Below are 23,920 nucleotides of genomic sequence, written 5' to 3' on the forward strand. Positions count from 1 at the left end.
CGGGACGAACGAACGGGGTCGGGAGGGCTGTGGGCCCCGGGTGGTCAGGAGGTTGCGCGCGGTCGGCTCGGGGTGAGGTCGTCGAGCGCGTTCAACTTGGCGACGCGGCGACGGGTGTCGTCGTCATCGTCGAAGGTGGCGGCGAGGAATTCGGCGACGATGTCGTCGATAAAGGCGGGGGGCACGAGCCACGCGCCCAGGGCGATGACGTTGGCGTCGTCGTGTTCGACGGCCTGGTGGGCCGAGTAGGTCTCGTTGGCCAGGCCGCAGCGGATGCCGGGGATCTTGTTCGCGGCCATGATCGCCCCCGCGCCCGTTCCGCACACGAGAATGGCGCGGTCAGCCGTGCCGTCGAGCACGGGTGCGCACGTGGCCTGGGTGATATCGGGGAAGTCGACGGGTGCCGTGCTGTCGGTGCCGCGGTCGATCACGCTGTGCCCGAGCTTCTCGACGGCGTCGATGACGCGCTGTTTGACGGGGAAGCCCGCGTGGTCGGCGCCGATGGCGACTCGCATGGTGAACCTTTCGGGGAATCGTTTCCATGGAATCGTTTCCACGGACTGCGTTGACACCATGTTGCCCCACCCTGCCGGGTTTGGCAAGCGATCGGTCAGACGTTTCGGCGATCGACGAAGGTGGTCTCGATGCGCTCGGAGGCGACATCCCGGCCCTCGATCAGGCCGATCAAACCTGCAACGCCCAGTCGGCCGATGGTCGCGGCGTCGTTGCGCACGGCGCTGATGGGGGGAGTGGCGAACTCGAACCAGTCGAGGTTGTCGAACGAGACGACCTCGATGCGCGAGGCGGCCTCGACGCCCAGGCGTTCGCGCAGGCCGCGCACCACACCGAGCGTCGTGGGACCGTTCGCGCCGAAGACGGCCGTGGGGCGCACGCCCCGATCGAGGATGCGGGCGATGGCCGCCGCGGCGCCACCCGCGAGGAAGTCTCCGCTGTCGATGAGGGCGTCGTCGGTGCTGATGCCGTGCGATTCGCGGCCCGCCAGATAAGCCGCCAGTCGCTCGGCTCCCGTCGACATGGCCGTCGGGCCGCCGACGAAGGCCACGTCGCGGTGGCCGCCCGCCTGCAGCCAGTCGAGCACGAGGCCGACGCCCTGGGCGTTGTCGGTCGAGAAGAGGGGCGCGTCGAGACCCGCGACGCGACGGTTGAGCAACACGACGGGCATGCCGGAAGCGAGGAGCGACGTGAGCCGCGGTGAGAGCGGGCCCTGCGGCGACAGGAGCAGCCCGTCGATGCGCTGCCCGGCGAAGATGCGCAGGTATTCGTCGGCCTGCGCTTCGTCCTCGTTGGCGTTGGCCAAGATGACGGTGTAACCGCGCCGCATGGCTTCGGTCTCGGCTGCGTGGGCCAGCTCGGAGAAGAACGGGTTGCGAATGTCGGAGACGAGCAGCCCGAGCACATCGGTGCGTGCGCGACGCAACGCGCGGGCCGGCCCGTTGGCGATGTAGTTGAGTTCGGCGGCGGCGGCCAGTACCCGGGCGCGCGAGTCGGGCGAGGTCTGGGTGCTGCCACTCAGCACGCGCGACGCCGTGCCGAGCGCGACCCCCGCGCGCTCCGCGACATCCTTGATCGTGGCCATGCACTCACTCTCGCTGGAAACGTGTCAACCGCACGTCCACTGTACCGAGGCGGGCTGCGTGGGTCTCGCGCGTCGAGGCCATCTAGTCGGGCGGCGGGTTTGCCCGGCCGCCGCGTGTTACGGGCGCGGTCTCTGGCGCAGGCGGGTGTTCGCCTCCGTGCTCGCCGCGCCCAGGCGGGTGGCGAAATCGGCCACGATACGCAGGTGCTCGGGCGGCGTCGATTGCACGACATGGGCGATCTCGGCCCCCGATTCGGCGAGGAATGCCCGCGCCTGCTCCCGAGCGGATGGTTCGGGTCTCAGGGTCACGCGGCGCCTGTCGTCGTGTTCGCGGCTGCGGCGGATGTGCCCGGCCGATTCGAGGCGGTTGAGCAGCACGGTCGTGGCGCCGGATGTCATTCCGATCTGTCGCGAGAGGTCGGCGGGTGTCAGCGGGTGACCGTCTTCGGCCGCCCAGACGATGTGGCCGAGGGCGTTGGCATCGGAGCTCGGCAGGTCCATCCAGGTTGCGAGGTTGAGGTTCAGCTCGGCGAAGCTCGTCGCCCAGTCGCGCAGTCGCTGCATGACCTCGGTCTGCTCGGTCGACCAGTCGGCCGTGAGGGGGTCCACGTCGGGCATGCATATTCCTTCACTGTGTAGTAGCTTTACTGTAAAGCATGACACGGGTCGTGCTCGGAAAGCGGAGCACACTATGACTACACCACACGCCGTCATCTCGGGGGCCAGCATCGCGGGGCTGTCGGCGGCCTTCTGGCTGCGCCGTATCGGCTGGGACGTCACGGTCATCGAGCGCGCACCGAGTTTCCGCGACGGCGGTCAGAACGTCGATGTGCGTGGGGTCGCCCGCGAGGTGCTGACGCGCATGGGACTGTTCGACGCCGTCAAGGCCCAGAACACGACCGAGACGGGCACCGTGCTCATGAAGAAGTCGGGCGCGGTGCGTGTCGAATTGCCCGCCGGGGACGGCAACGGGGCGACGGCCGAACTCGAGATCTTGCGCGGAGACCTCGCCCAGACCATCCGAGGAGCTCTGCCAGAGGGGGTGGATTTCATCTTCGGCGAAACCGTCACCGATGAGGTCGATGACGCCTCGGGGCCCGTCGTGCTCACGACGTCGTCGGGCCGGAGCATCCACGCAGATCTCTTCATCGTCGCCGAGGGTGTGCGATCGAGCACACGAGATCGACTCTTCGCCGACGACGTCGATCTGCGCGACCTCGGGGTGACCATGGTGTTCGGCACCATCCCGCGCACACCCGCCGACGACGATCGGTGGCGCTGGTACACCGCCGTCGGCGGACGGCAGATTCACCTGAGGCCCGATAACCACGGCACCATTCGAGCGATCCTCGCGTATGCCTCGCCGGCCAAGTCGGGCCTCGCGCGGGTCGACCGGGCCACGGCGATGGACGTCGTCGGCCATCACTACAGCGACGCGGGTTGGGAGACCGGCCGTGTGCTCGAGGGATTCCGCAACTCCGACGACATGTATCTCGACGAGCTGACGCAGGTGCGCATGGGTACGTGGCACCGTGGGCGGGTGGTCGTGATCGGCGATGCGGCGTGGTGTGTGACGCCCATGGGCGGCGGCGGCGCATCCCTCGCACTCACCAGTGGCTATGTGCTCGCCGCCTTCCTCACCCAGCGCGCGGATGATCGGGGTGCCGCCTTGCGCGACTTCGAGACGTGGATGCGTCCGCTCGTCGACGATGTGCAGAACGTGCCCGACGCGCTCGTACGCTTTGCCTATCCGCGCACCCGGCTGGGCCTTGCTGGCCGCGCGATCGTGGACTACATCATCACGTCGCGCCCGTTCCGGCCCCTCGCGGCCAAGCTCACCCAGGTGGCCGAGACCACGCAGGAGCTGCCCGAGCTGCGTTAGCGCCCGCCGTCTGGGCGTTGCGGGCGGCCAGTGTGCCGAAGGCCGCCGCGAGCTCGGGCGGGTGGAGCACGTCGATGCGCGCGTCGAAGCGACCCAGCGCGGCGGCGAGGGCCACCCATGACCACGAGCCGGAGACGAGCGTGCAGCGGCCGTCGCCGAGGTCTGTGACCATGCCGTCGGCCGCGAAGGGCGCCACCTCGGCGGCGGGGCGGTGCACCACGACCGTGCCGGTGCACGGCCACTCGTCGCGCTCGGCCGACCCCTTGAAGCGCGCCGAGACGAAGGCCGCGGCATCGCCTCCAGGCACCTCGCGCGTTGAGAAGCGAGGCCCGGTCGGGATGCGCGGGGTCACACGGTCGGCGCGAAAGATGCGCCAGTCTTCGCGGTCGAGGTCCCAGGCGACGAGGTACCAGAGCCCGTTCGAAGCGACGAGGTGGTGTGGCTCGACGCGGCGCGAGGATGCATCCGAACCGTGGTCGAACCGCAGCACCTCGTGGGCGCGGGCCGCGCTCGAGAGGGCGACGAGGACATCCGGTGTGACGGCGTCGGTGACCGCACCGGTGTCGGTGCCGGGGCTCGCCCTCGAGGCGCGCCGCCCAAGTGTCGTGAAGTTGAGGGCGTCCACGCGGTGTCGCAGTCGGGAGGGCATGACCTGTCTGACCGTCGTGAGCGCCCGCAGCGCGGCCTCTTCGGTGCCCGCTCCGAGGAGGGGTGCCGACCGCAACGCCACCACCAAAGCGATCACCTGGTCGTCGTCGAAGAGGAGCGGGGGAAGTTGTTCGCCCGCGTCGAGCCGGTAGCCGCCGTCGGGGCCCATGGTGGCCTCGATGCGATAACCCATCTCGCGCAACCGGTCGATGTCGCGCCGCACCGTGCGGTGGCTGATGTCGAGGCGTTCGGCCAGGAGGGCGCCCGGCCAGTCTCGTCGCGCCTGCAACAGCGAGAGCAATGTGAGCAGTCGCGAGGTGGGGGTGGCCATGCGTCGATTCTAGGTCGAGTGTAGGACCGAAGCTGTCCTAGACGGCTGTCAGAGTGATCGACGTCGGGATGAGCCCGGCGCTAGTCACTAGGAGCAGACATGAGCATCACTACCACGACCCACCTCAACTTCCGAGGCGAGGCCCGAGCGGCCCTCGAGTTCTATGGCGCGGTCTTCGGCGGCCAGGCGACCATCGCCACCTACGGCGACTTCGGTATGCCGAAGGACGTCCCCGGGGCCGACAACGTCGTCTTCGGCCAGGTCGAAACGGCAGACGGTTTCCGCGTCATGGCCTACGACATCCCGGGCGCCGCGGCCGACGCCGCCCCGACGAGCGGCTCGACGCGCCGCGAGAACGGCGTCACGCTCACCGATCAGCCGTTCTTCGTCTCGGTGCGGGGCGAAACCCTCGACGAGATCGAGCGTTACTGGAACGCGCTCTCGGCTGACGCCACGGTCGTCGAAGCGCTCGCGGCCTCGGCCTGGAGCCCGGGCTTCGGCATGCTGACCGACCGCTTCGGCGTCACATGGATCCTCGACGTGGCCGCCGCCTACTCCGCCGAGTAATCGCCTGACACCCGGCGTCTGCCACCCCGCGCGATGTCGCATCGCCTGCCCGCCACCCGGCGCTACATTGTGAGCATGAGTGCGACATCCGCGGGATACCGGTACTGGGCGATCCAATTCGGCGTGGCCATCGCGGGGCTCGTACTGCTGCCCGTCTTCGGCATCGCGTTGAGCGTCTCGTCGCATGAATACCGGGGGCTGGGAGTCATCGTGGTGCTGTGTGCCGTGCCCTTCGTGGTGCTGCTCGTGTGGGTGGGGCGCCAGTATCGGGCCTACCCACGCGAGCAGCGGCTTATCTACGGCTGGGCGGTCATGCAGCAGACGCATCCCGTGTGGCTCGTGCGCGCGCGCCCGCAACTGCGCATCATGGCGACCGCCCGCCGGGCTCGCGACGGCAAGATGTCGCGCCAGGAACTGCTCTGGCTGCAATCGTTGAAGCCGAAGAACCCCTACCCGGGCGTGCTGCCGCCGGTCTGACCGCTGTGCGATCCCGGGCCCGACTCCTCGTCTTGATTTGGGGGATCGGGCGGGGCGGCGTCGGCTGCCTTCCCGCCGTGGCCGATGGTGGAACCCCCTGCCGGATCGTGCCGACGCGATACTACGATGACGTCACGGTTGCTGCAGTCGGTGCGGTCCGTGCACAGACGGGACCGATCCTCATGACGCGATCACGACGCACACCCTCCGCAAGAACGAGGGTCTCGCGCCGATTCGGGATGATCGCGGCACTCGGCCTCGTGCTCGTGGCGGGCACGGCGCTCGCCACGCCCGCGACCTCAGGTGCCAACGCGGCCGGAGTGCTGAGCGCCTCCGTGCCCGCCGCCGCCGTGCCTGCCGCCGCCGTGCCGACGGTCGCCGCGAATCCGGCCGTCGATCAACCCGGATGCCGCGCCCTCCCCGCCCCGGCGCGCAGCGCGCTCCGCGCCGACCAAGCGACCGAAACGTTCGGCGTGGACGGCACGTCCGTCACGGTGGGCATCATCTCGGGGTCGTTCGGAACGAGCGGGCAGGCCGCCGTCGACGCCGATGTGGCCGCCGGTCTGCTGCCGGGCGCGGGCAATCCGTGCGGACGCACACAGCCGGTGCGTGTGCTGATCGAGGGCAGCGATGATGACGAGGGGCGCGCGATGGCGCAGGCCGTGCACAGCGTGGCGCCCGGGGCATCCATCGTGTTCGCGTCTGGCGGTGGAGGTGACGCCGGGGTGGCGACCGCCATCGACGCTCTCGTCGCGGCCGGTGCGACGGTGATCGTCGACGATGTGCAGGCGGATGATGAACGCCCCTATCAACGCGGGGCGGCGGGTGCAGCCATCCAACGTGCCGTGTACGCCGGGGTGCTGTACGTGACGGCCGCCAGCAACTACGGCGTGAGCGGCGCGGCCGGATATCCGAGTGCCGGTTATCCGATCGGCGGGTGGTCGACGGCCGCGTACCGGGCGGGCCCGTGCGCCGCCGATGTGGCCGCCTTGTATGCGCCCGAGAGCGTCGATTGCCTCGATTTCGATCCGGGCGCGGCGGTCGACCCCGAGCTGGAGTTCACGCTGCCCGCTCACGGCGCCATGGCGGCGTCGCTGAACTGGGCCGACCCGATCGGCGCGGTGACGACGCAGCTTGACTACGTGTTGCGTACCGCGGGCACGCTCAACCGGGTTCCCGCCGGCGACCCGACGATCCCTCGCGTCAAGGCGGGCGTCTTCTCGACCGCCGACACGGTTGTCACGCAGGGAGTCAGCATCGTGCGTCATCTTCCCGCGCCCGCCGCGGCGCCCCCGGTGTCGCTCATCCTGACCGGCATCCCGGGCGAATCCGCGATCCTGCACCAGGACCGGTTCGAATCGACGGGCCCGGATGTCGTGGGCTCCACGCTCTTCGGCCACCAATCCGACCCCGCCGCCCTCGCCGTTGCGGCCGTGGACTCCGGCACCCTGACTCTCGAGACGTTCTCGACACTCGGCCCCGCGACAACGTTCTTCGGTGCGGGCATCACCGAGCCGGTGACGGTGCCCGGTCCCGCCGTCGCGGGTACCGACGACCTGCCGGTGTCGACGACGGTCCTCACGGGCAACGGCATCTTCAAGGGAACCTCGGCGGCGGCACCGACGGTCGCGGCCGTCGCGGCACTCGCCCGTGAGCTGGCGCCGGACGCTACGCCGGCCGATCTGCGGGCTGCGCTGACCGAGGGCGCCCGCACGGACGGCGTGCAGACGCCGTGGAATGCGGCCATCCCCGCGTCGCGCTATTGGGGTGCCGGTCTCGTCGATGCGGCGGCCACACTCGAGTTCCTCGCGCCGACGCCTGCTCCTACTCCGACTCCGACCCCTGGTCCGACGGCCTCACCCGAGCCGGCTGCGCCCGCCGCCGACTCCGGCCTCCCGAGCCGAGCGGCGGCCGAGCTGCCCGCGACGGGAGCATCGAGCGATGGGGCGTTGACCGTTGCCGTGGTGGCGCTGTTGCTCGGTGCCGGCCTCGTCGCCCTGCGTCGTCGGCGCGCCTAGGCGGTCGGCCCGGGCAGCGCGTCCTTGAGCGGAGCGGGTGGGGGTCTTCGACGTCGATTCGTCGTCGAGCGTGAGGCTCTCGCTGCGCGCGTCGAAGCGCACCGCGATGATGCCCGCCACGATGAGCGCGCCGCCCAGCAGTTGCAGGGTCGAGAGCTGCTCGCCGAGGAGCAGCCAGGCCCACGCGGCGGCCGCGGCCACCTCGAGCAGGCCCGCGAAGGAGGCGAGCCGCGAGCCGAGCATGGCGCTCGCCGTGATGCTCGTGGCATAGGCCACGGCGGTGGCCACGACGCCGATCACGAGCATGGGCACCCACCAGGGCACCACGTTGCCGAGCACCGTGACGTCGGCGGCGGAGGCGGTGAAGGGCACGAGTCCGGTGAGCCCGAGCAGCGTGAGTAGAAGCGAGCCGACGAGCAGACCGGATGCGGCGAGGGCGACGGGCGGCAGATCATCCGACTCTTGCGCGGCGATGACGAAGTAGACGGCGCAGCACACCATGGCGCCGAGGCCGAAGAGCAGGCCCAAGACGTCGAGGGGCCCGCCATCGGCCGGCGAGACCACGAGCACGAGGCCGCCCGCGGCGACGACCGAGCCGATGAGCACGGGCACGGCCGGCCGACGGCGCGTCATGACCCAGGCCACGGCGACGAGCAGCAACGGCGCCAGGTATTCGAGCAGGATGGCGGTGCCGACGGGAATGCGCTGCACGGCCGAGAAGTAGAAGACCTGGGCCCCCGCGACGCCCACGCTGCCCATGCCGAGCACGCGCCAGCGGGAGCGCCACAGGGGCCGCAGGTTGCCGCGCAGCATCACGAGGGCCACGGGGGCCAGCAGGATTCCGCCGATGAAGGCGCGCAGGGCGACGGCGGCGACGGGGCTCCAGCCGGCCTGCAGCAGCGGTTTGACGAAGGGGCCGGACACCCCGAAGGAGACGGCGGCGACCACGGCGATGATGAGGCCGGTGGTGAGGTGTCGACGGTGCACGCTGAGCTCGTTTCGTCAGGAGCGAATGTTCTTACGCTCCTGACGTTAGACTCGTCAGAGATAAGGAGTCAAATTGCTTTTTGCCCCTGACACAGAAGACGTTCTCGAGTTCAATGCGGCCATCCTCAACACGGTCGCCGGTGCGAGCCGATCGGGTGACGACGAGCTGTCCACGCGCGATCAGTTGAGCACCCTGATGGCCGAATCCGGCTTCTCGGGGCGGTTCGACCGCGACGACGCCGAGCTCGACGCCATGCGCGCCGCGCGGGCCCGACTGCGCGAGATCTGGACGCTCGACCGCGACGACATGATCGTGCCCATCAACGAACTGTTGGCCCGCCTCAACGCCGTGCCCCGGCTCGAACGTCACGACGGCATCGACTGGCACGTGCACGCCACCTCGCAAGAGGCGCCGCTCGCCGACCGCTTCCTCGTCGAGGCCGCCATGGCGCTCATCGATGTGGTGCGGTCGAACGAGACGAGCCGCCTGCGGCACTGCGCCGCCTTCGACTGCGAGGGCATGCTGGTGGACCTGTCGCGCAACGGGTCGAAACGCTTCTGCAGCGTGCGCTGTGGCAACCGCATGAACATGGTGGCGTTCCGGGAGCGCCGCGCCGCCGACCCCGTCGGCTGAACCGTCAGCGGGGGAGGACCGCCGCGGTGACGCCCGAGACGACGAAATCGGCGCGTGGCATGGTCGATTCGATGAGGATCGCATTCTTGCCATCCACCGATTCGGCCCAGGCTTTCGCGGCTTCGGGCGTGCGGCCGTGGCGCTCGTGCCGGTCGACCAGACGGCGCACGCGCTCGTCGTCGGTGGTCTCGCAGAACCAGGCCTCGGCGAGCAGGCCCTTCACATCGGCCCACGGCGTCTCGTCGACGAGCAGGTAGTTGCCCTCGACGATCACGAGCCGGGTGTCGGGCAACACGGCGATCTCGCCGGCGATGGGCTCCTCGACCGTGCGGTCGAAGCTCGGCGCATAGACGGTGTGGGATGTCTCGGCGTGCAGGCGCCGCAGCAGTGCGACGAAACCCCAGCCGTCGAATGTGTCGATGGCGCCCTTGCGGTCACGGCGGCCGAGGCTGTCGAGCGTCGAATTGGCGAGGTGGTAGCCATCCATGGGCAGGTGGGCGGCGAAGTGGGGCGACGGGGCCGATGATGCCGCCTCAGGTGCCGACGCCGACGAAGATGCCGAGGACGACCCGGAAGCCGAGGATGAACCGGAAGCCGAGGATGCCTCAGCAGCGACGATTGCGTTCACCCGGGCCGCGAGCTGCACCGCGAGCGTGGTCTTGCCCGCTCCCGGGCTGCCCGCGATGCCGACGACGGCCCGCCCGCCGCCCGCCGGAACGAGTGCGAGCGCGCGGCGGGCCAGGGCGTCGAGAGCGTCGGCCGCGGCATCCGAGCGTTCGTCGGCTTCTGCGGGGCTCGGCGCATCCGAGTGGTCTGAGACGAGATTAGACACGGGTCCCCTCGAGCATGTTGGTGAGGTAGGCGTGGGAGTGGGCGGCCAGCGCGGGGCCGTCGTTCCAGAGGTTACGCCAGATCGCCAGGTCGTTCGAGAGCGTGGGCGAGACCACGGCAGAGGAGAACGACTCGAACGTGATGGGGCCGTCGTAGGAGATGTCGGCGAGGGCGTGGAAGAACGACGTGAAGTCGAGGTGACCCGAGCCGAGGTAGCCGCGGTGGTTCTCGCCGATGTGCACGTAGCCGAGGCGGTCGCCGACGAGGTGCACGGGGCGCACGAGATCGTCCTCCTCGATGTTCATGTGGTAGGTGTCGAGGTGGATGAGCACGTTGTCGTGACCGATGTCGTCGGCCAGGCGCAGGGCGTCGGCGGCCGTGTTGATGACGTTGGTCTCGTAGCGGTTGCAGATCTCGAGGCCGAGGGTCATGCCGCGTCCCTGCGCCTCGACCGCGAGGTCCTTGAGGGTGGCGACGACGTTGGCGCGGCCGGCCGTCGTGAGGGCGTGACCGTATTTGCCGAGGGCGCTGTAGAGGGCGCCGGTGAAGTGGGTTCCGCCGAGGTCGTGCGTGACGCCCAGCGAGTACTGCAGCAGGTCGGCGCCGCGGCTGACGGTGGCGGGGTCGTCGCTCGAGACGTCGGCGTCGAAGGCGAGGCCGCGCGAGCAGACGATGCCGAGGCCGGCGGCGTCGAGGGCGGCGCGCGCGGCGGGAACGTCGAGGTTGCCGGCGTCGTGCAGCGACAGCTCGAGCAGGTCGAAGCCGGCCTTCTTGGTCTCGGCGATGATGTGGTCGACCTCGGACGGTGTGGTGCCGCCCGAGAAGACGAGGGCGTGGACTCCGAGTTTGTTGTTCGACATGGGGTTCCTTAGGTGAGTTGCGGTGAGTGGATCGCGAGCTGGGCTCGCAGGAAAGCGTTGGCGTGGGCGGAGGCTTCGACGGGGTCGTGCCACAGGCTGCGCCAGAGGCCGATGTCGTCGCGCGTGGCGGGCGAGACGACGGCCCCCGAGAAGGACTCGAAGGTGAGGGGTCCTCGGTAGTCAGCGGCCGCCAGGGCTGTGAAGAGGCCGGCCCAGTCGATCGAGCCGGTGCCCAGCAGGCCGCGGTGGTTCTCGGCGATGTGCAGATAACCGAGGTGGTGTCCCGCATCGCGCACGGCGGCGGCCTGCGAGACTTCCTCGTTGTTCGCGTGGTAGGTGTCGATGTGCAGCAGCACGTTGTCGGCGCCACGGTCGTTCAATGCGCGGATGAACTCTGCCGTCTGCGCGGCCGTGTTCAACAGGTTGCTCTCATAGCGGTTCACATATTCGAGGCCGATCACCACGCCGAGCGATCGGGCGTGCTGGGCGACGCGCGTGAGCACCGAGAGCGAGTTCTCGCGGGAGGCGGCGCTCGCCGGGTGGCTGTACTTCGTCATGGCCGAGAACGTGACGCCCCCGACATACCCCGCCCCGATCGACGCGGCGAAGTCGACGGCGTCCAGCAGCTTGCGCTCGCCCCGAGCCGACAGCTCCGCATCATCCGTGTTGATATCGGTCGACGGGTCGAGCGCCAGCGAGACGACAGCATCCAGCCCGGCCTCATCGAGCAGGGCCACGGTTGCGGAACCATCACGCTGATCGGCATCGGGCAGCGGGATCTCGATCAGATCGAAACCGGATGCCGCAGCCCCCTCGATGGCGAATCGGGCGGCCTCGGGCGTCCACGTGTTGACGAACGTTCCGGCGTGCACGCCCAACGGGGTGTCGAGCTGCGCCGCCCGCCGCGAGAACGCGATCACCTCAGGACGCCTTCGCGCCGGTGATCAGCGCCACGAGCTCGGCGCCGTTCGTCTCGCTCGTGCGGCGCTCGGCCACGGCCGTGCCCGCGCGCATCACCCAGATGTGGTCAGAGAGGCGCATGACCTGGTCGAAGTTGTGGCTGATGAGCAGCACGGCCACGCCCGAGTCGCGCAGCGTGTTGATGACACCTTCGACACGCGCGGTTTCTTGCACACCCAGGGCGGCGGTCGGCTCGTCCATGATGACGATCTTCGAGCCCCAGCCGGCGGCGCGCGCGATGGCGACGGCCTGGCGCTGACCACCCGAGAGGCGGCGCACCTTGCTCGAGACGGGCGGCACGTTGACGGCCAGATCCTTCAGCATGCCCTCGGCGGTCGAGCGCATGACGCGGCGGTCGAGCGTGCGGAACGGGCCGAAGCCGTGCGTCTTCTCGCGGCCGAGGAAGAAGTTCTGCCACACCGTGAGGTCTTCGACGAGCGCCAGGTTCTGCTGAACGGTCTCGATGCCGTGGTTGCGGGCGGCATTCGGGTTGTCGAACGACACGGTCTTTCCGTCGAGCGTGATCTCGCCCGAGTCGGGTTTGTGAATGCCCGATAGCGACCGGACCATGGTGCTCTTGCCGGCGCCGTTGTCGCCGATCAGGGCCGTGATCTCGCCGCGACGCATGGTCATCGACGCGCCCTTCAGGGCATGCACGCCGCCGAACGACTTCTTGATGTCGGTGGCGGTGAGGATGAAATCGCCCGCCGGGGTCGTGCCCGTGTGCGGAGAAGGCTGAGTGTTGGTCATTTCTTCTGGAACCTCGTGAGTAGGGCGGCCAGAACTACGACGAGTCCGACGGCGAGCGGCTGGTAGAACTGCGAGACGCCGAGCAGCGTCAACCCGTTGGTGAGGGCCGTGAGCAGCAGGGCGCCGATCACGGGTCCGACGATCTTGGCCTTGCCACCCGTGAGGCTGACACCACCGAGCACGACGGCCGCGATCGAGTTGAGCAGGAACTGCGTGTTGATGGCGGGTTCGGCGGCACCGACGCGTGCGACGAGCAGCAGGGCGGCGAGACCGGCCAGGCCCGCGGCGATCAGGTAGACGGCGAGGCGCACCTTGGTGGCGCTGATGCCGTTGGCCACGGCGCTCTCTTCGCTGCCGCCGACGGCCTGCACGTGCAGACCGAAGCGCGTGCGGAACATGACGAACCAGGCGACCGCGGCCACGATGGCGGCCAGGATGATCGGGTACCCGAAGATTCCGAGCGAGCCCGACGTGAGCGTCAGCAGCTCGGGGCTGTTCACGTTGATGGGCTTGCCGTTCGAGATGATGAGCGCGAGGCCCGTCGCGACCGACAGGGTTCCCAGCGTCGCGATGAAGTCCGTCACCTTGCCCTTGGCGATCAGCAACCCGTTGATCAGGCCGATCAGCATGGCCGAGAGGATGGCGACGAGCGCCGACGCCCAGAACCCGAGCCCGTTGCTGAACGCGAGGCCGAACCCGATGGCGCCGAGCGTCATGGTGGCCGAGATAGACAGGTCGATGCCGCCCGTCGTGATGACGAAGGCCTGACCGATCGCGAGGATCACGAGGATCGCGGCGGCCACGAGCATGGCGCGGATGTTGCCGAGGGTGAGGAAGGTGGGGCTCAGGATCGAGAACACGATCACGAGGGCGACGAGGCCGATCGGTGCCGCGTTCTCGGCCCAGAAGCTCAGCTGGCGGGTCTGGGCGGCGACCGCCTGCATCCTTCCGGGTCGGGCTTCGGTTGTTGTACTCATGGGGAGTGGGGGTTCCGTTCTAACTCGGGCGATGTCGATGAGTCGGTGAGCCCGTGGCGGGCGGCCTCACGTGTCGCGGGCCGGGGGAGGGCCCGCGACACGCGATCGGTTACTTCTTGAGCAGGTCCTCGAGGGGGTTCTCGAAGGGTGCGAACGGCTGCGGGAATGCGTCGAGCGCCTGGTCGGCCTCGGCCGAGGTGACGAGCGCCGTGGGGGACTCGATGTTCTTCGGCAGGTCGCCACCGGATGTCGCGACCTCGCAGGCCTGCACGCCGAGCTGTCCGACGGCGAAGGGGTACTGCGCGACCGTGGCCGAGAGCCCGCCGGCCTTGACCGACTCGAGCGCGTCTTCGTTGCCGTCGACGCTCACGACCGTGATCTCACCGGTCTTACCGGCATTCTCGACGGCCTTGACGGTGCCGAGACCCATGTCGTCGTTCGCGGCGAAGAACGCCTTGACGTTCGGGTTGGCGGCGATGATGTCGGTGGCCTGCGTGAGGGCCATCTCGCGCTTCCAGTCGGCGGCCGTTTCCTGGATGACGTCGACGTCGCTGCCGACGGCGGCCTTGAAGCCGTCGATGCGTGCGGCGCTCGTCACGTCTCCCGCGATGCCGCCGATGATGGCGACCTCGGAGCCCGGTTCGATCTGGTCGAGCACGAAGTCGCCGGCCTTGCCGCCCGCGGCCTCGTTGTCGGTGCCGATGTAGGTGGCGATGTCGAGGTTCGCGGTCTTGGCGGCATCCGCGTCGATGGGCTGGTCGATGTTGACGATGGTCTTGCCGGCGGTGGAGACCTGGCTGAGCGCCTGCACGAGGTTGGTGCCCGAGATCGGGTTCACGATGTAGCAGCCGAAGTCTTGTCCGACGAGGGCCGTGAGCTTGTCGGCCTGGCCCGTGGTGTCGCCGATGTCGGCGGCCGCCTGCACCTGCACGCTGACGTCGTCGCTCTTGGCGGTGTCCTTGATGCCGGTTTCCATGTACTGGAAGAAGGGGTTGTCGAGGCCCTTGATCACGGCCGCGACGTTGCTGGAAGAGGTTCCGTCGCCGCCGGTGGCCCCGCCGCCCGAGCAGCCGGTGAGCACGAGCGCCGCTACGCCGAGGGGGACGGCGATGCGGGCGGTCCTGAGCCATGTTGCGTCTTTGCTGAACATTGTCATCCTTGGGGATAGGAGCACTACTGTGTGCCTTCCTGAGAGAAACTACGCTCACTTTTGAGTTTTCGCAACACAAAAGTTGCCCAACTTAACGATGTTGCCGTTAGTCTGGGAAAAGACGGCCACGGACAGCGACGGAGCTCTGCGTAAAGTGAAAGACATGCGAACCCATATCGGCGAGATACTGGCGCTCTTTCGCGAGCACGGTGAACTCAGCCGGGTCGACGTCATCGAGACGTCGGGGTTGTCGCGGTCGACCGTCAACCACCGGCTGGGCGCCCTGCACGAAGCCGGGCTGATCTCGGCCATCGAGGGCGGCGAGTCCACGGGGGGTCGACCATCCAGCCGCTTCGTGCTCAATCGCGACCGCGCCGTCATTGCCACGGCGGATATCGGGGCCACGGGTCTCGTCGTCGCCGTCTGCGATCTGGCGGGCGAACCGCTGCGGCACGCGCGCGTCACCGTGAACGTGTGGGACGGCCCCGAGCGCGTGCTCGGCGAGGTCGACGCGGCGCTCGCCGACCTGCTGATCGACCCGGCCACCCATGCGCCCGCCGAGGTCTGGGGCGTCGGCATCGCCGTGCCGGGACCCGTCGAATTCGCCGCCGGGCGCGTCGTCAACCCGCCCATCATGACGGGCTGGGACGGTTTCGATATCGCGGGCTGGTTCTCGGGCTACGGCGTGCCCGTCATCGTCGAGAACGACGCCAACTCGCGTGCGGTGGCCGAGGCGCGCCCGCACCACCACGACAACCTCATCAGCCTGAAGGTGGGCACGGGCATCGGCTCGGGCCTCGTCTTCAACGGCCAGATCATCCGCGGCAGCGAGGGCGCGGCCGGCGATATCGGTCACACGCGCGCGGCCATCGCCGAGTCCTCCGAGCAGCTGCCGTGCCGCTGCGGCAACGTGGGCTGCGTCGAGGCGTATGCGGGCGGGTGGGCGCTCATCCGCGACCTGCACGCCGCGGGGGTCGAGGTCGACGATGTGGCGGGCGTCGTGTCGCTCGTCAAACAGGGCAACCTCGAGGCCGTGCGCCTCATGCGCCGCGCCGGGCGGGTTTTGGGCGACGCCGTGGCCGACCTCGTCAGCATCCTCAACCCCGAGTCGATCGTCGTGTCGGGGCAGCTGTCCGAGTGCGGCGAGATCCTGCTGTCGGGCGTGCGGGAGCGCGTCTATCAGCGCTCGATGCCGCTTGCCACGCGCAACCTGACCGTCGCCGTGTCGCACCTGGGCGAGTTCGGCGGCGTCGTCGGCCTCGCGCTCATCACGGCCGACCGCATCTTCGCGGCCGACCACATCGACGACCTGCTCGAACGCATCGCCGGCCGCCCGCTCGACATCGAGGCTGCGACCGTCTCCTGACGCCGTGCTTTCGAAGCGGCCCTTGGAGCCACGGCGCGCCACCCCTCGATGGCCGACACTGCGACCGTCGACTGCGGTCGTGGTTGCGATGACGATGACGGCGGCGATAGCGATGGCGGGTTACCCCGGCGATCGTGCACCGAGCGGCACAAGACAGGGCCGAGCAGCGCGGGTTCGTGCTTCTCCTGCGTCGTCGTGGGCGATGATGAACGGGTGACCCTCTGGCTTTCGCGACATCAGGTGCTGCTCTACCTTGCAGCGATCGTCGCCGCGGTGGTGGTCGGGCTGATCGTGCCGGCCGCCCACGCGCTGGATGTCCTCGTCACGCCGGTTCTCGCGCTGCTGCTTCTCGCGACCTTCCTCGCCGTGCCGTTTCGGATGCTGGGGCGCGCCGCCCGCGACATCCGCTTCGTGTCGGTGCTCGGCGTGCTGAACTTCGTGGTCGTGCCCGCGGTCGTGTTCGGGCTCAGCCGGTTCGTCGCGGCGGATGATGCGCTGCTGGTCGGGGTGCTGCTCGTGTTGCTGACGCCGTGTGTGGACTACGTGATCGTGTTCGCGGGGCTGGCGGGCGGGGCATCCGATCGCCTGTTGGCCGCGGCGCCGCTGCTCATGCTGGCCCAGTTGTTGCTTCTGCCGCTCTACCTGCTGGCCTTCGCGGGGCCCGCGGCGGTGTCGGTGATCGAGCCGGGGCCGTTCGTCGAGGCGTTCGTGTGGCTCATCCTGGTGCCGCTGATCGTCGCCGCCATCGTGCAGTGGCTCGCTGGATCGGGATCGGGATCGGGGCGACGGAGTTGGCGGCAGTCGTTCGCCCGCGGCATCCTTGGGGTCTTCGAGGCGGCGATGGTGCCGCTCATGATGCTCACGTTGTTCGTTGTCGTGGTGTCGCAGATCGGGCCGGTTGCGGCCAACCTGGGTCGGCTTGCCGGACTCATCCCGCTCTATGCGGCGTTCGTCGTCGTGATGGTGCCGCTCGGATGTCTGGCCGCCCGTCTCGCCACACTCGACGTCCCCTCGGCCCGCGCCCTCACGTTCAGCGGGGTCACCCGCAACTCGCTCGTCGTCCTTCCGCTGGCGCTGGCGCTTCCCGCCGCGTTCGATCTCGCCCCGCTCGCCGTGGTCACGCAGACGCTCGTCGAACTCGTCGCCATGGTCGTGCTCGTGCGCCTCGTGCCGCGCCTGCTGCCGGCCCGGGCGCGGGGCGTGTCCCCGTCGGCACCGAAACCCATGGCCTAGATTCGAGCTATGACGAATTCTGAGGGCGCATCGGCTGCCGCAGCGCCGTTGCTCGTTCTCGGCAAGATCACCGACATCCTGAATGCGTTCTCGCTCGAGACGCCCGTGCTGACGCTCGCGCAGATTCGTGCGTCGACGGGGCTGCCCGGCTCGACGACGCAGCGGCTCGTCACCAACCTCGTGTCGCAGGGTTTCCTCGACCGCGACGACGACCGGTTCCGCGTGGGACTGCGCATGGCGTATTGGGCGGCCCCGGCCGTGCGCGGCATGCGCGTCATCGACCAGATCGCGCCCATCCTGCGTCGGTTGCGCGACGAGACGGGGGAGACGGCATCCTTGTTCCGCTCGGCCGACGACTATCGCGTGTGCATCGCGATCGAAGAGACGCACCACGAACTGCGCCAGGACAGCTACGTCGGCAAGGTCGCGCCGCTCGGAGCCGGATCGGCCGGCCGTGTGCTGCTGGCGTGGAACGACGACCTGCGTGCCGACATCCTCTCTCGGCCCCTGCCGTCGCTGGCCTCGCAGACCGTCACCGACGTCGACGCGCTTGCGGCAGCCCTCGACGAGACGCGCGAGCACGGTTTCGCCATCACGCGCAACGAGCGGGTGGATGGCCTCGCCGGCCTCGCCGCGCCCATCTTCGAACCCGGGGGCGAGGTGCGCATGGCGATCAACCTCAGCGGCCCCGCGGCCCGCATGACCCCCGACCGCCTCGACGGCTGGGCCCCGGCTGTGGTGGCTGCGGCGACCGAAGCCACGCGTCTGCTCGGCGGCCGCACGCCGAGCTAGTCCACGGGCGGGGCGTCGGCGGCCATAATGGCTGCATGACTGCTCTCTCCGGGATCGACGTGGCCGCCGAACTCAGCAAGGTCGAGGCGCATTGGACGCCGCGGGTCGTTGCCCGGGTGAACGACCAATATGTGAAGGTCGCGAAGCTGCTGGGCGAACTGGTGTGGCACGCCCACGACGCCGAGGATGAAATGTTCCTCGTCGTATCGGGCCGCCTCCGCATCCAGCTGCCCGACGATCACGAGGTCGTCCTCACGCCCGGACAGTTCTACGTCGTCCCGCGCGGAGTGCAGCACAACCCCGTCGCCGAGGAGGAGGTGGAGATCGTCCTGATCGAAACCGTCACGACCGCCCACACCGGCAATGTAGTGGTCGAGCGCACCGTGCCGCTCGACCGCCAGGTGGGTGATTTCCGCTGATGCGACCACGCCCGAGGGGGATGTCCCTGCGGTCGCCGCTGTGCCCCGCGGTCGCCCGAGCAGGAGAGAATAGAGCGTGTTCGATGGTCCTGCGCTCGCCGAATGGCTTCCCGTCTCAGCGGCGGCTCTCGCCTTTCTGCTGATCGCGGCCGGCCTCGCGGGGTGGGTGGATGCCGTGGTCGGGGGCGGTGGGTTGATTCAACTGCCGGCCCTCGTGATTGCCGTGCCCGCAGACATCCCGACGCCGTATGTGCTCGGCACCAACAAGCTCTCGTCGTTCTTCGGAACGCTGTCGGCGAGCTGGGTGTATCTGCGGCGAGTGCGCGTGCAGCTGCCGCTTCTGATTCCGCTGATCGTCGGCGCGTTTGCCGGGTCGGCGGTGGGGGCATCCCTGTCGCGCTTCGTGCCGCGCGAGGTGTTGACGCCCGTGGTGCTCGTGGCCGTGGTCGCCGTCGCCATCTATACGCTGCTGAAACCGAAGATGGGCTTGCATCACGAGCCCAAACACACGGCCGTCGCGTCCATCGCGTGGCGTTCCGCGGCGATCGGCATGCTGGTCGGGTTCTATGACGGGCTGCTCGGACCGGGCACGGGGTCGTTCTTCGTCATCCTGCTCGTCGCCGTGCTCGGCTATGGCTTTCTGCAGGCCAGCGTCAACGCCAAGATCGCCAACCTGACCACGAATCTCGCCGCCCTCGCGGTCTATGGAACGCACGGAGAGATCTTGCTGGCCCTCGGCATCGCGATGGCCGCGCTGAACATGGCGGGCGGCTTCATCGGTGCCCGGATGGCCACCCGCAACGGAAGTGGCTTTGTGCGCCGGGTCTTCCTCGTCGTGTTGTCGCTGCTGATCGTCAAGCTCGCATGGGACACGGTCGCGCAGTTCACCTCGCTCTGACGCGAGTGAGTAGAGCGGCGGGGCACGCCTTCCCGGGAACACCCCACCGCTCGTAGACGCCCCCGAACCCCAATGTCTTGGAGGCCAGCGCCACAGAGCGAATTCTCCTCAGAGTCTTCGCATCCCTCCACACTGTAGTGGTGATCGACAGGCGTTGAAGAGCAGGCGGGTGCGCTCCGTAATCCGTGATGGATATGTGATGTAGGACTGCGTTAAGTGGCTAGCCTGTCGTTGCCACGATCCACGGGAAAGCGGCCGCGTTCGAGCGGGCGCCCTGACGTGCCTTCGAGCGGTTGGGCTCGCCCAGGTCGGTGAGCAGGCGCTCCGATTCGGCGACGAGTTGCGCGAAGCGGTTCGGGTCGAGCCAGTCGGGGCGCAGGGCGAAGAGCAGGTCCTCGGTCGCGGTGTTTCCGCTCGCACCCGGGGCGAAGGGGCATCCGCCGAGACCACCGAGTGCGCCGTCGATCACGGCCGCACCCGCCTCGACCGCCGCGAGGGCGTTGACCACGCCGGCGCCCCACGTGTCGTGACCGTGGAAGACGATCTCGCGCGTCGGGGTCTCGGTCACGACGCGCCTGATCAGCGACGAGACCTGGCCGGGGTGGGCCTGGCCGAGTGTGTCGCAGATGACGATGTCCGAGGCGCCGGTCGCCCGCTCGTCGTTCGCGATGGCGATCACGCGGTCGGGGTCGACGTCGCCCTCGAACGGGCACGTGAACGACGTGGCGATACACAGCTGGATGCGACCCCCCACCTCCTCGGTCAGTGCGACGGCCGCGGGCATGGCCTCGAGACTCGCGTCGGTGGACCGGCCGATGTTCGCCTGGTTGTGACTATCGGACGCCGAGAAGCAGTACTGGAAGTTGCGCGCACCGGCCTCGCGGGCCCGCTCGATGTGGCGCGGTGTGGCCACCCACACCCAGCTGTGTTCGAGCTCCTCGGGCGTGAGCGCTTCGATCACCTCGAGCGTGTTGGCCATGGGCGGCACGAGGTCGCCGCGGGCCATCGAGCCGATCTCGACATCGGGAACCCCGGCGGCGAAGAGTGCCCGGGCCAGCGCGACCTTCTGCTCGGTGGGCAGCATCTTGCCCGTCAGCTGCAGGCCGTCGCGCAACGTCACATCGCGCAGGCGGGCTCGGCTTGCGACGCTGCTGAGGGTTGTCTCGGTCATCAGTTGCCTTCCGTTGCGGGGGTTGAGGTCGCGGTCGAGGTCGAGTTGGCGGATGCGGATGCGGATGCGGATGCGCTGCCGGGGCCGGGGGCTGTCGCGGGCGGCCGGATGTCGTAGCGGCGCAGGACCTCGTCCGTGTGCTGTCCGAGAGTGGGGGCGAGCGTGCGGATGGGGAGGGAGGCCGAGCCGAGCACGGGCACGATGCCGGGGAATCCGACATCCCGAGCGATCTCGTCGCCCGCCTCGACGTCGAACTTCTGGATCATGTTGCGCGCCGCGTATTGCGGGCTCGTGCTGAGGTCGGCGGCCGTATAGATGGGGCCGGAGGGCACGCCGCTCTCGTCGAGGATGCTCAGCACCTCGTCGGCCGGCAGGGTGGCGGTCCAGGCCCCGATGGCCGCGTCGAGCTCTTCGCGGCGGTGCCAGCGCAGGCTGTTGGTGGCGAGGTCGGGGTCGGCGGCCAGGTCATCCCGGCCGATGATCTGCATGAAGCGCACGAAGATCGAGTCGCCGTTGCCCGCGATGACGACGCTTGCGCCGTCGGCGCAGACATAGGCGTTGGTGGGGGCGATGCCCTCCATGCGGCCGCCGACCCGTTCGCGTTCGATGCCGTGCGCCTGGTAGTCGGGCACGAGGGATTCCATCATCGAGAACATGGCCTCGTTGAGGGCGACGTCGACGACGCGTTCCACGAGCGGCGCGGGTTCGAGGCCCGCCGCGGCGCGCGTCTGCCGCTGGAAGAGCGACATCATGACGCCGTAGGCCGCATAGAGGCCGGCGATCGAGTCGCCGATCGAGATGCCGACGCGCACGGGCGGGCGATCGGGGTCGCCGACCAGGTTGCGAAAACCGCTCATGGCCTCGGCGACGGCCGCGAAACCGGGGCGGGCCGAGAGGGGGCCGGTCTGCCCGAACGCCGAGATGCGTCCGATCACGATGTCCGGGTTGACCGCGTTGAGCTCGTCGGGGCCGATTCCCCAGCGCTCGAGGGTGCCCGGGCGAAAGTTCTCGAGCACGACATCGCACTCGGCGGCGAGGGCGAGCACGACATCCCGGCCCTCGTCGGTGCGCAGGTCGAGCGTGATCGACTGCTTGTTGCGGTTGATGGTGTGGAAGAGCAGCGAGGTCGTCGACCCGGGATGCAGCCGCCAATTGCGCAGCTCGTCGCCCGAGCCCGGCCGCTCGACCTTGATCACCTCGGCGCCGAAGTCGGCCAGCATGCGACCGGCCGTGGGGGCGGCGATGAAGTTGCCCAGTTCGAGGACGCGCACGCCGGCGAGCGGTGCGAGGGGGGTGGGGGTCATGGCCGGCCTTTCTGGGTCGGGGAGGTTCGTGCAGCTCACAGGAAGATGCTGAGGATGAGGGTCATACCGAGGGCGACGACGGAGGCGACCGAGACGCCCACGGTGCAGGTCTTGAGGGTTCCTCGGGTGGTCTGGCCGAGCAGCGATTGCAGCAACCAGAACGTGTTGCTCGTGACGTGCACGGCGAAGAGCGAACCGGCGCCCGCGGCGAGGGCGATCAGGATGGGATCGAGCCCGATGATCGGCGCGATCGGGGCCAGAATGCCCGCCGCCGTGATCGCCGAGATTGTCACCGAACCGACGGCCACGTGCAGGATGGCGGCGATTCCCCAGACGACGAGCAGCGGGGCGAAGCCGCCGGCCCCGAAGGCCTGACCCAGGATGTCGCCCAGACCCGTTGCGGCAACAGTCGCGGCGAGCGAGCCGCCCACGCCCGTAAGGATGAGGATCTGTCCGCTCTCCCGGAATCCGGCGACGACGGCCTTCTCCACGCGCGGCTGCCCGATGGTGAGGCGGCCGACCAGGCTCGTGCCGAGCACGGCGAGGAGGAGCGCGAAGACGGGGTTGGTGACGAGCTGCAGCACCGGGATCTCGATCTCGGCGATCTGCAAGATGGCGCCCGTGGCGATGAGCGCCAGGCAGAGCAGCAGGGGCGCGAAGAGGATCACGAGCCGGGGCTCGGTGCGGGCCTGCGTGCGCTGGGCGACGGCGACGCCGCGGGGGACGCCACCGACAGAACTGCGGCGGTCCTCCGTCGACAGGGCGCGCGTGGGAGAAAGGGCGGGGCTGGAGGACGGGGATGCGTCGGTGGCGTCAATCGCGTCGGTCGCGTCATCCTCGCCGACCGGCGTCTCGTCTTTCTCGGGCTTCCAAAAGCCCAGGCGGAACAGCCACGACATGATGAAGATCGAGATGACGATGGTGGGCACGACGACGATGAAACCGAAGAGCAGCATCATGCCGAGGGGCACGCCCAGCACGCCGGCGAGGGCGAGAGCCGCAACACCCGGAACCATGAGCACGATGCCGCATTCCAGGCTGATCGCCATGGCCGTCGCGATGCGGGCCGTGCCGAAGCGGCCGATGAGGGGCGCCATCTTGCGCGCGAGCGGGGCCGAGATGACGAGCAAAACGTCGAGGAAGATCGATTGCAGCACGGTGCCGATCGTGAGGCCCAGCGCATAGGGCAGGCCCTTCGGGCCGAAGAGGCGCAGCAGGTGCGAGACGAGCCGTTGGATGGCCTGCATCTCGCTCAGCATCGAACCGAGCAGCACGCCGAACGCGATGAGCAGCCCGACCTCCGCCATGATCGAGCCGAAACCCTCGGTGATGGTGCTGATGGTCTTCTCGGGTCCGAGCCCGATCACGAGGCCGAGGAAGAGGGCGCCGACCACGAGGGCGACGGCGGGGTTCAACCGAAAGCGCGTGATGAGGATCACGACGCCGAGGATGGCGACGGCCGTGTACACGATAGTGAGAATGTCTGACGTCATCGTCGTCCAATCAGGTGGGCCGGCTGGGTGGCGCGCAGCAACGGTGCTGCAACGAACCGGCTCCTACATTATGAGCACGAACTCACGATGTAGGCAACCCTGTGTGGCGTTCAGGCGCATCCGGCACATCGAATGAGCCGTGGACACATGAGGCGATCCGCGGCGACCCTCCCCGGGGGCTAGCGGCCCTGGCGCTTGGGGTAGGGCTTGGGCTGACCCTTGACGATGGGGGCGCGGCCGCGGCCCTTCGAGGCCTTGGCTTTGCCGCCGGCCTTGGGGGCGGGCGCGGGTGCTGCGGCGACGCGGGCGCGGGCCGGGCCGCGGAACGCGAGCGCGGGTGCGGTGAGCGTCAGGGCGCCGTCCTCGTCCTCGATGACGAGTTTTTCGTCGAGTTCGGCCTCGAGGGCGGCGACGGAGGCCTGGATGGTGGCGCGCGAAACGTGTTCGGCGTTGGCGGCGCGTGACCAGTCGCCCTCGTCGGCGACCGCGAGAAAGTGCCGGAGAGCGTTGGTGTCCATCTGCCCAGGGTAGCCGAGGTCGCGCGCGGGCCCGCGGTCGAAGCCGTCCGGGCGGCT

General features: G+C 69.2%; 24 protein-coding genes and 1 pseudogene. 10 read left to right on the forward strand and 15 right to left on the reverse strand.

The genetic code is table 11. The features are described 5' to 3' along the window. Positions 1–44 precede the first annotated feature (44 nt). From ACUWEX_RS02785 to ACUWEX_RS02795, 3 genes are all read right to left on the reverse strand, one after another. Positions 45–515 carry an RpiB/LacA/LacB family sugar-phosphate isomerase gene (locus ACUWEX_RS02785; RefSeq protein WP_445997053.1) on the reverse strand — a complete coding sequence of 157 codons (471 nt, stop codon included), beginning with the start codon at positions 513–515 and terminating at the stop codon, positions 45–47. Positions 516–610: 95 nt separating this feature from the next. Then, the gene (locus ACUWEX_RS02790) at positions 611–1,597 is read right to left on the reverse strand and encodes a LacI family DNA-binding transcriptional regulator (RefSeq protein ID WP_079726749.1); all 987 of its coding nucleotides are present in this window, start codon (positions 1,595–1,597) and stop codon (positions 611–613) included. Between the two features lie 117 nt (positions 1,598–1,714). After that, on the reverse strand, positions 1,715–2,215 hold the full coding sequence (locus tag ACUWEX_RS02795; RefSeq protein ID WP_079726750.1) for a MarR family winged helix-turn-helix transcriptional regulator: 501 nt from the start codon (positions 2,213–2,215) through the stop codon (positions 1,715–1,717). Positions 2,216–2,288: 73 nt separating this feature from the next. Here ACUWEX_RS02795 and ACUWEX_RS02800 point away from each other — a divergent pair, with 73 nt between their 5' ends. Beyond that, on the forward strand, positions 2,289–3,479 hold the full coding sequence (locus tag ACUWEX_RS02800) for an FAD-dependent monooxygenase (RefSeq protein WP_445997054.1): 1,191 nt from the start codon (positions 2,289–2,291) through the stop codon (positions 3,477–3,479). Here the strand turns inward: ACUWEX_RS02800 and ACUWEX_RS02805 are convergent. Continuing rightward, positions 3,433–4,458: a helix-turn-helix transcriptional regulator gene (locus ACUWEX_RS02805; protein WP_445997055.1), complete on the reverse strand. Its 1,026-nt coding sequence runs from the start codon at positions 4,456–4,458 to the stop codon at positions 3,433–3,435. The two genes, ACUWEX_RS02800 and ACUWEX_RS02805, sit on opposite strands and share 47 nt — an antisense overlap. Positions 4,459–4,557: 99 nt before the next feature. Here ACUWEX_RS02805 and ACUWEX_RS02810 point away from each other — a divergent pair, with 99 nt between their 5' ends. The 3 genes and pseudogenes from ACUWEX_RS02810 to ACUWEX_RS02820 all read left to right on the forward strand — a co-directional run. Continuing rightward, positions 4,558–5,025, forward strand: coding sequence for a VOC family protein (locus ACUWEX_RS02810; protein WP_079726753.1), 468 nt, complete (start codon positions 4,558–4,560; stop codon positions 5,023–5,025). Between the two features lie 75 nt (positions 5,026–5,100). Next, entirely contained in the window at positions 5,101–5,502 is a 402-nt protein-coding gene (locus ACUWEX_RS02815; RefSeq protein ID WP_445997056.1) for a hypothetical protein, read from the forward strand. 1,082 nt (positions 5,503–6,584) lie between these two features. Next, positions 6,585–7,469 (forward strand): annotated as a pseudogene (locus tag ACUWEX_RS02820) (S8 family serine peptidase); the annotation flags it as partial. Here ACUWEX_RS02820 and ACUWEX_RS02825 read toward each other — a convergent pair. Then, the gene (locus tag ACUWEX_RS02825; protein WP_445997057.1) at positions 7,359–8,507 is read right to left on the reverse strand and encodes a DMT family transporter; all 1,149 of its coding nucleotides are present in this window, start codon (positions 8,505–8,507) and stop codon (positions 7,359–7,361) included. The pseudogene ACUWEX_RS02820 and the gene ACUWEX_RS02825 overlap by 111 nt on opposite strands. Before the next feature lie 73 nt (positions 8,508–8,580). Between ACUWEX_RS02825 and ACUWEX_RS02830 the strand changes: the two genes are divergently transcribed. Continuing rightward, on the forward strand, positions 8,581–9,141 hold the full coding sequence (locus tag ACUWEX_RS02830; protein WP_079726757.1) for a CGNR zinc finger domain-containing protein: 561 nt from the start codon (positions 8,581–8,583) through the stop codon (positions 9,139–9,141). A 4-nt stretch (positions 9,142–9,145) separates the two neighbouring features. Here the strand turns inward: ACUWEX_RS02830 and ACUWEX_RS02835 are convergent, their stop codons facing one another. The 6 genes from ACUWEX_RS02835 to ACUWEX_RS02860 all read right to left on the reverse strand — a co-directional run bounded on the left by ACUWEX_RS02835 (position 9,146) and on the right by ACUWEX_RS02860 (position 14,669). Continuing rightward, on the reverse strand, positions 9,146–9,973 hold the full coding sequence (locus tag ACUWEX_RS02835) for a nucleoside/nucleotide kinase family protein (RefSeq protein WP_445997058.1): 828 nt from the start codon (positions 9,971–9,973) through the stop codon (positions 9,146–9,148). Then, positions 9,966–10,832, reverse strand: coding sequence for a sugar phosphate isomerase/epimerase family protein (locus tag ACUWEX_RS02840; protein ID WP_445997059.1), 867 nt, complete (start codon positions 10,830–10,832; stop codon positions 9,966–9,968). The genes ACUWEX_RS02835 and ACUWEX_RS02840 overlap by 8 nt, the downstream gene beginning before the upstream one ends. Positions 10,833–10,840: 8 nt before the next feature. Further along, positions 10,841–11,752, reverse strand: a complete 912-nt coding sequence (locus ACUWEX_RS02845; protein ID WP_079726760.1) for a sugar phosphate isomerase/epimerase family protein — start codon at positions 11,750–11,752, stop codon at positions 10,841–10,843. Between the two features lies 1 nt (position 11,753). Further along, the gene (locus ACUWEX_RS02850; protein ID WP_079726761.1) at positions 11,754–12,542 is read right to left on the reverse strand and encodes an ATP-binding cassette domain-containing protein; all 789 of its coding nucleotides are present in this window, start codon (positions 12,540–12,542) and stop codon (positions 11,754–11,756) included. Further along, a complete protein-coding gene (locus ACUWEX_RS02855; RefSeq protein WP_079726762.1) occupies positions 12,539–13,519 on the reverse strand; it encodes an ABC transporter permease in 981 nt (326 codons plus the stop codon). The genes ACUWEX_RS02850 and ACUWEX_RS02855 overlap by 4 nt, the downstream gene beginning before the upstream one ends. A gap of 109 nt (positions 13,520–13,628) precedes the next feature. Continuing rightward, positions 13,629–14,669 carry a substrate-binding domain-containing protein gene (locus ACUWEX_RS02860; RefSeq protein WP_445997060.1) on the reverse strand — a complete coding sequence of 347 codons (1,041 nt, stop codon included), beginning with the start codon at positions 14,667–14,669 and terminating at the stop codon, positions 13,629–13,631. A gap of 163 nt (positions 14,670–14,832) precedes the next feature. Between ACUWEX_RS02860 and ACUWEX_RS02865 the strand changes: the two genes are divergently transcribed. The 5 genes from ACUWEX_RS02865 (at position 14,833) to ACUWEX_RS02885 (ending at position 19,377) form a co-directional block, all read left to right on the forward strand. Then, on the forward strand, positions 14,833–16,035 hold the full coding sequence (locus tag ACUWEX_RS02865; protein WP_445997061.1) for an ROK family transcriptional regulator: 1,203 nt from the start codon (positions 14,833–14,835) through the stop codon (positions 16,033–16,035). A 213-nt stretch (positions 16,036–16,248) separates the two neighbouring features. After that, positions 16,249–17,268 carry an arsenic resistance protein gene (locus tag ACUWEX_RS02870; protein WP_445997062.1) on the forward strand — a complete coding sequence of 340 codons (1,020 nt, stop codon included), beginning with the start codon at positions 16,249–16,251 and terminating at the stop codon, positions 17,266–17,268. A 9-nt stretch (positions 17,269–17,277) separates the two neighbouring features. Beyond that, positions 17,278–18,060, forward strand: coding sequence for an IclR family transcriptional regulator (locus ACUWEX_RS02875; RefSeq protein ID WP_079726766.1), 783 nt, complete (start codon positions 17,278–17,280; stop codon positions 18,058–18,060). Between the two features lie 35 nt (positions 18,061–18,095). Then, complete coding sequence (locus tag ACUWEX_RS02880) at positions 18,096–18,479, forward strand: cupin domain-containing protein (protein ID WP_445997063.1); 384 nt, start codon at positions 18,096–18,098, stop codon at positions 18,477–18,479. A 76-nt stretch (positions 18,480–18,555) separates the two neighbouring features. After that, entirely contained in the window at positions 18,556–19,377 is an 822-nt protein-coding gene (locus ACUWEX_RS02885; RefSeq protein ID WP_079726768.1) for a sulfite exporter TauE/SafE family protein, read from the forward strand. A gap of 220 nt (positions 19,378–19,597) precedes the next feature. Here ACUWEX_RS02885 and ACUWEX_RS02890 read toward each other — a convergent pair whose 3' ends face one another. The 4 genes from ACUWEX_RS02890 to ACUWEX_RS02905 all read right to left on the reverse strand — a co-directional run bounded on the left by ACUWEX_RS02890 (position 19,598) and on the right by ACUWEX_RS02905 (position 23,863). Continuing rightward, positions 19,598–20,548: a hydroxymethylglutaryl-CoA lyase gene (locus tag ACUWEX_RS02890; RefSeq protein WP_445997064.1), complete on the reverse strand. Its 951-nt coding sequence runs from the start codon at positions 20,546–20,548 to the stop codon at positions 19,598–19,600. After that, entirely contained in the window at positions 20,548–21,852 is a 1,305-nt protein-coding gene (locus ACUWEX_RS02895; RefSeq protein ID WP_445997065.1) for a CaiB/BaiF CoA transferase family protein, read from the reverse strand. Before ACUWEX_RS02895 ends, ACUWEX_RS02890 begins: the two co-directional genes overlap by 1 nt. Before the next feature lie 35 nt (positions 21,853–21,887). After that, the gene (locus ACUWEX_RS02900) at positions 21,888–23,345 is read right to left on the reverse strand and encodes a GntP family permease (protein ID WP_445997066.1); all 1,458 of its coding nucleotides are present in this window, start codon (positions 23,343–23,345) and stop codon (positions 21,888–21,890) included. 179 nt (positions 23,346–23,524) lie between these two features. After that, positions 23,525–23,863 carry a helix-turn-helix domain-containing protein gene (locus ACUWEX_RS02905; RefSeq protein WP_079726772.1) on the reverse strand — a complete coding sequence of 113 codons (339 nt, stop codon included), beginning with the start codon at positions 23,861–23,863 and terminating at the stop codon, positions 23,525–23,527. Positions 23,864–23,920: the final 57 nt, after the last annotated feature.

The sequence above is a fragment of the Okibacterium fritillariae genome (assembly GCF_052783725.1).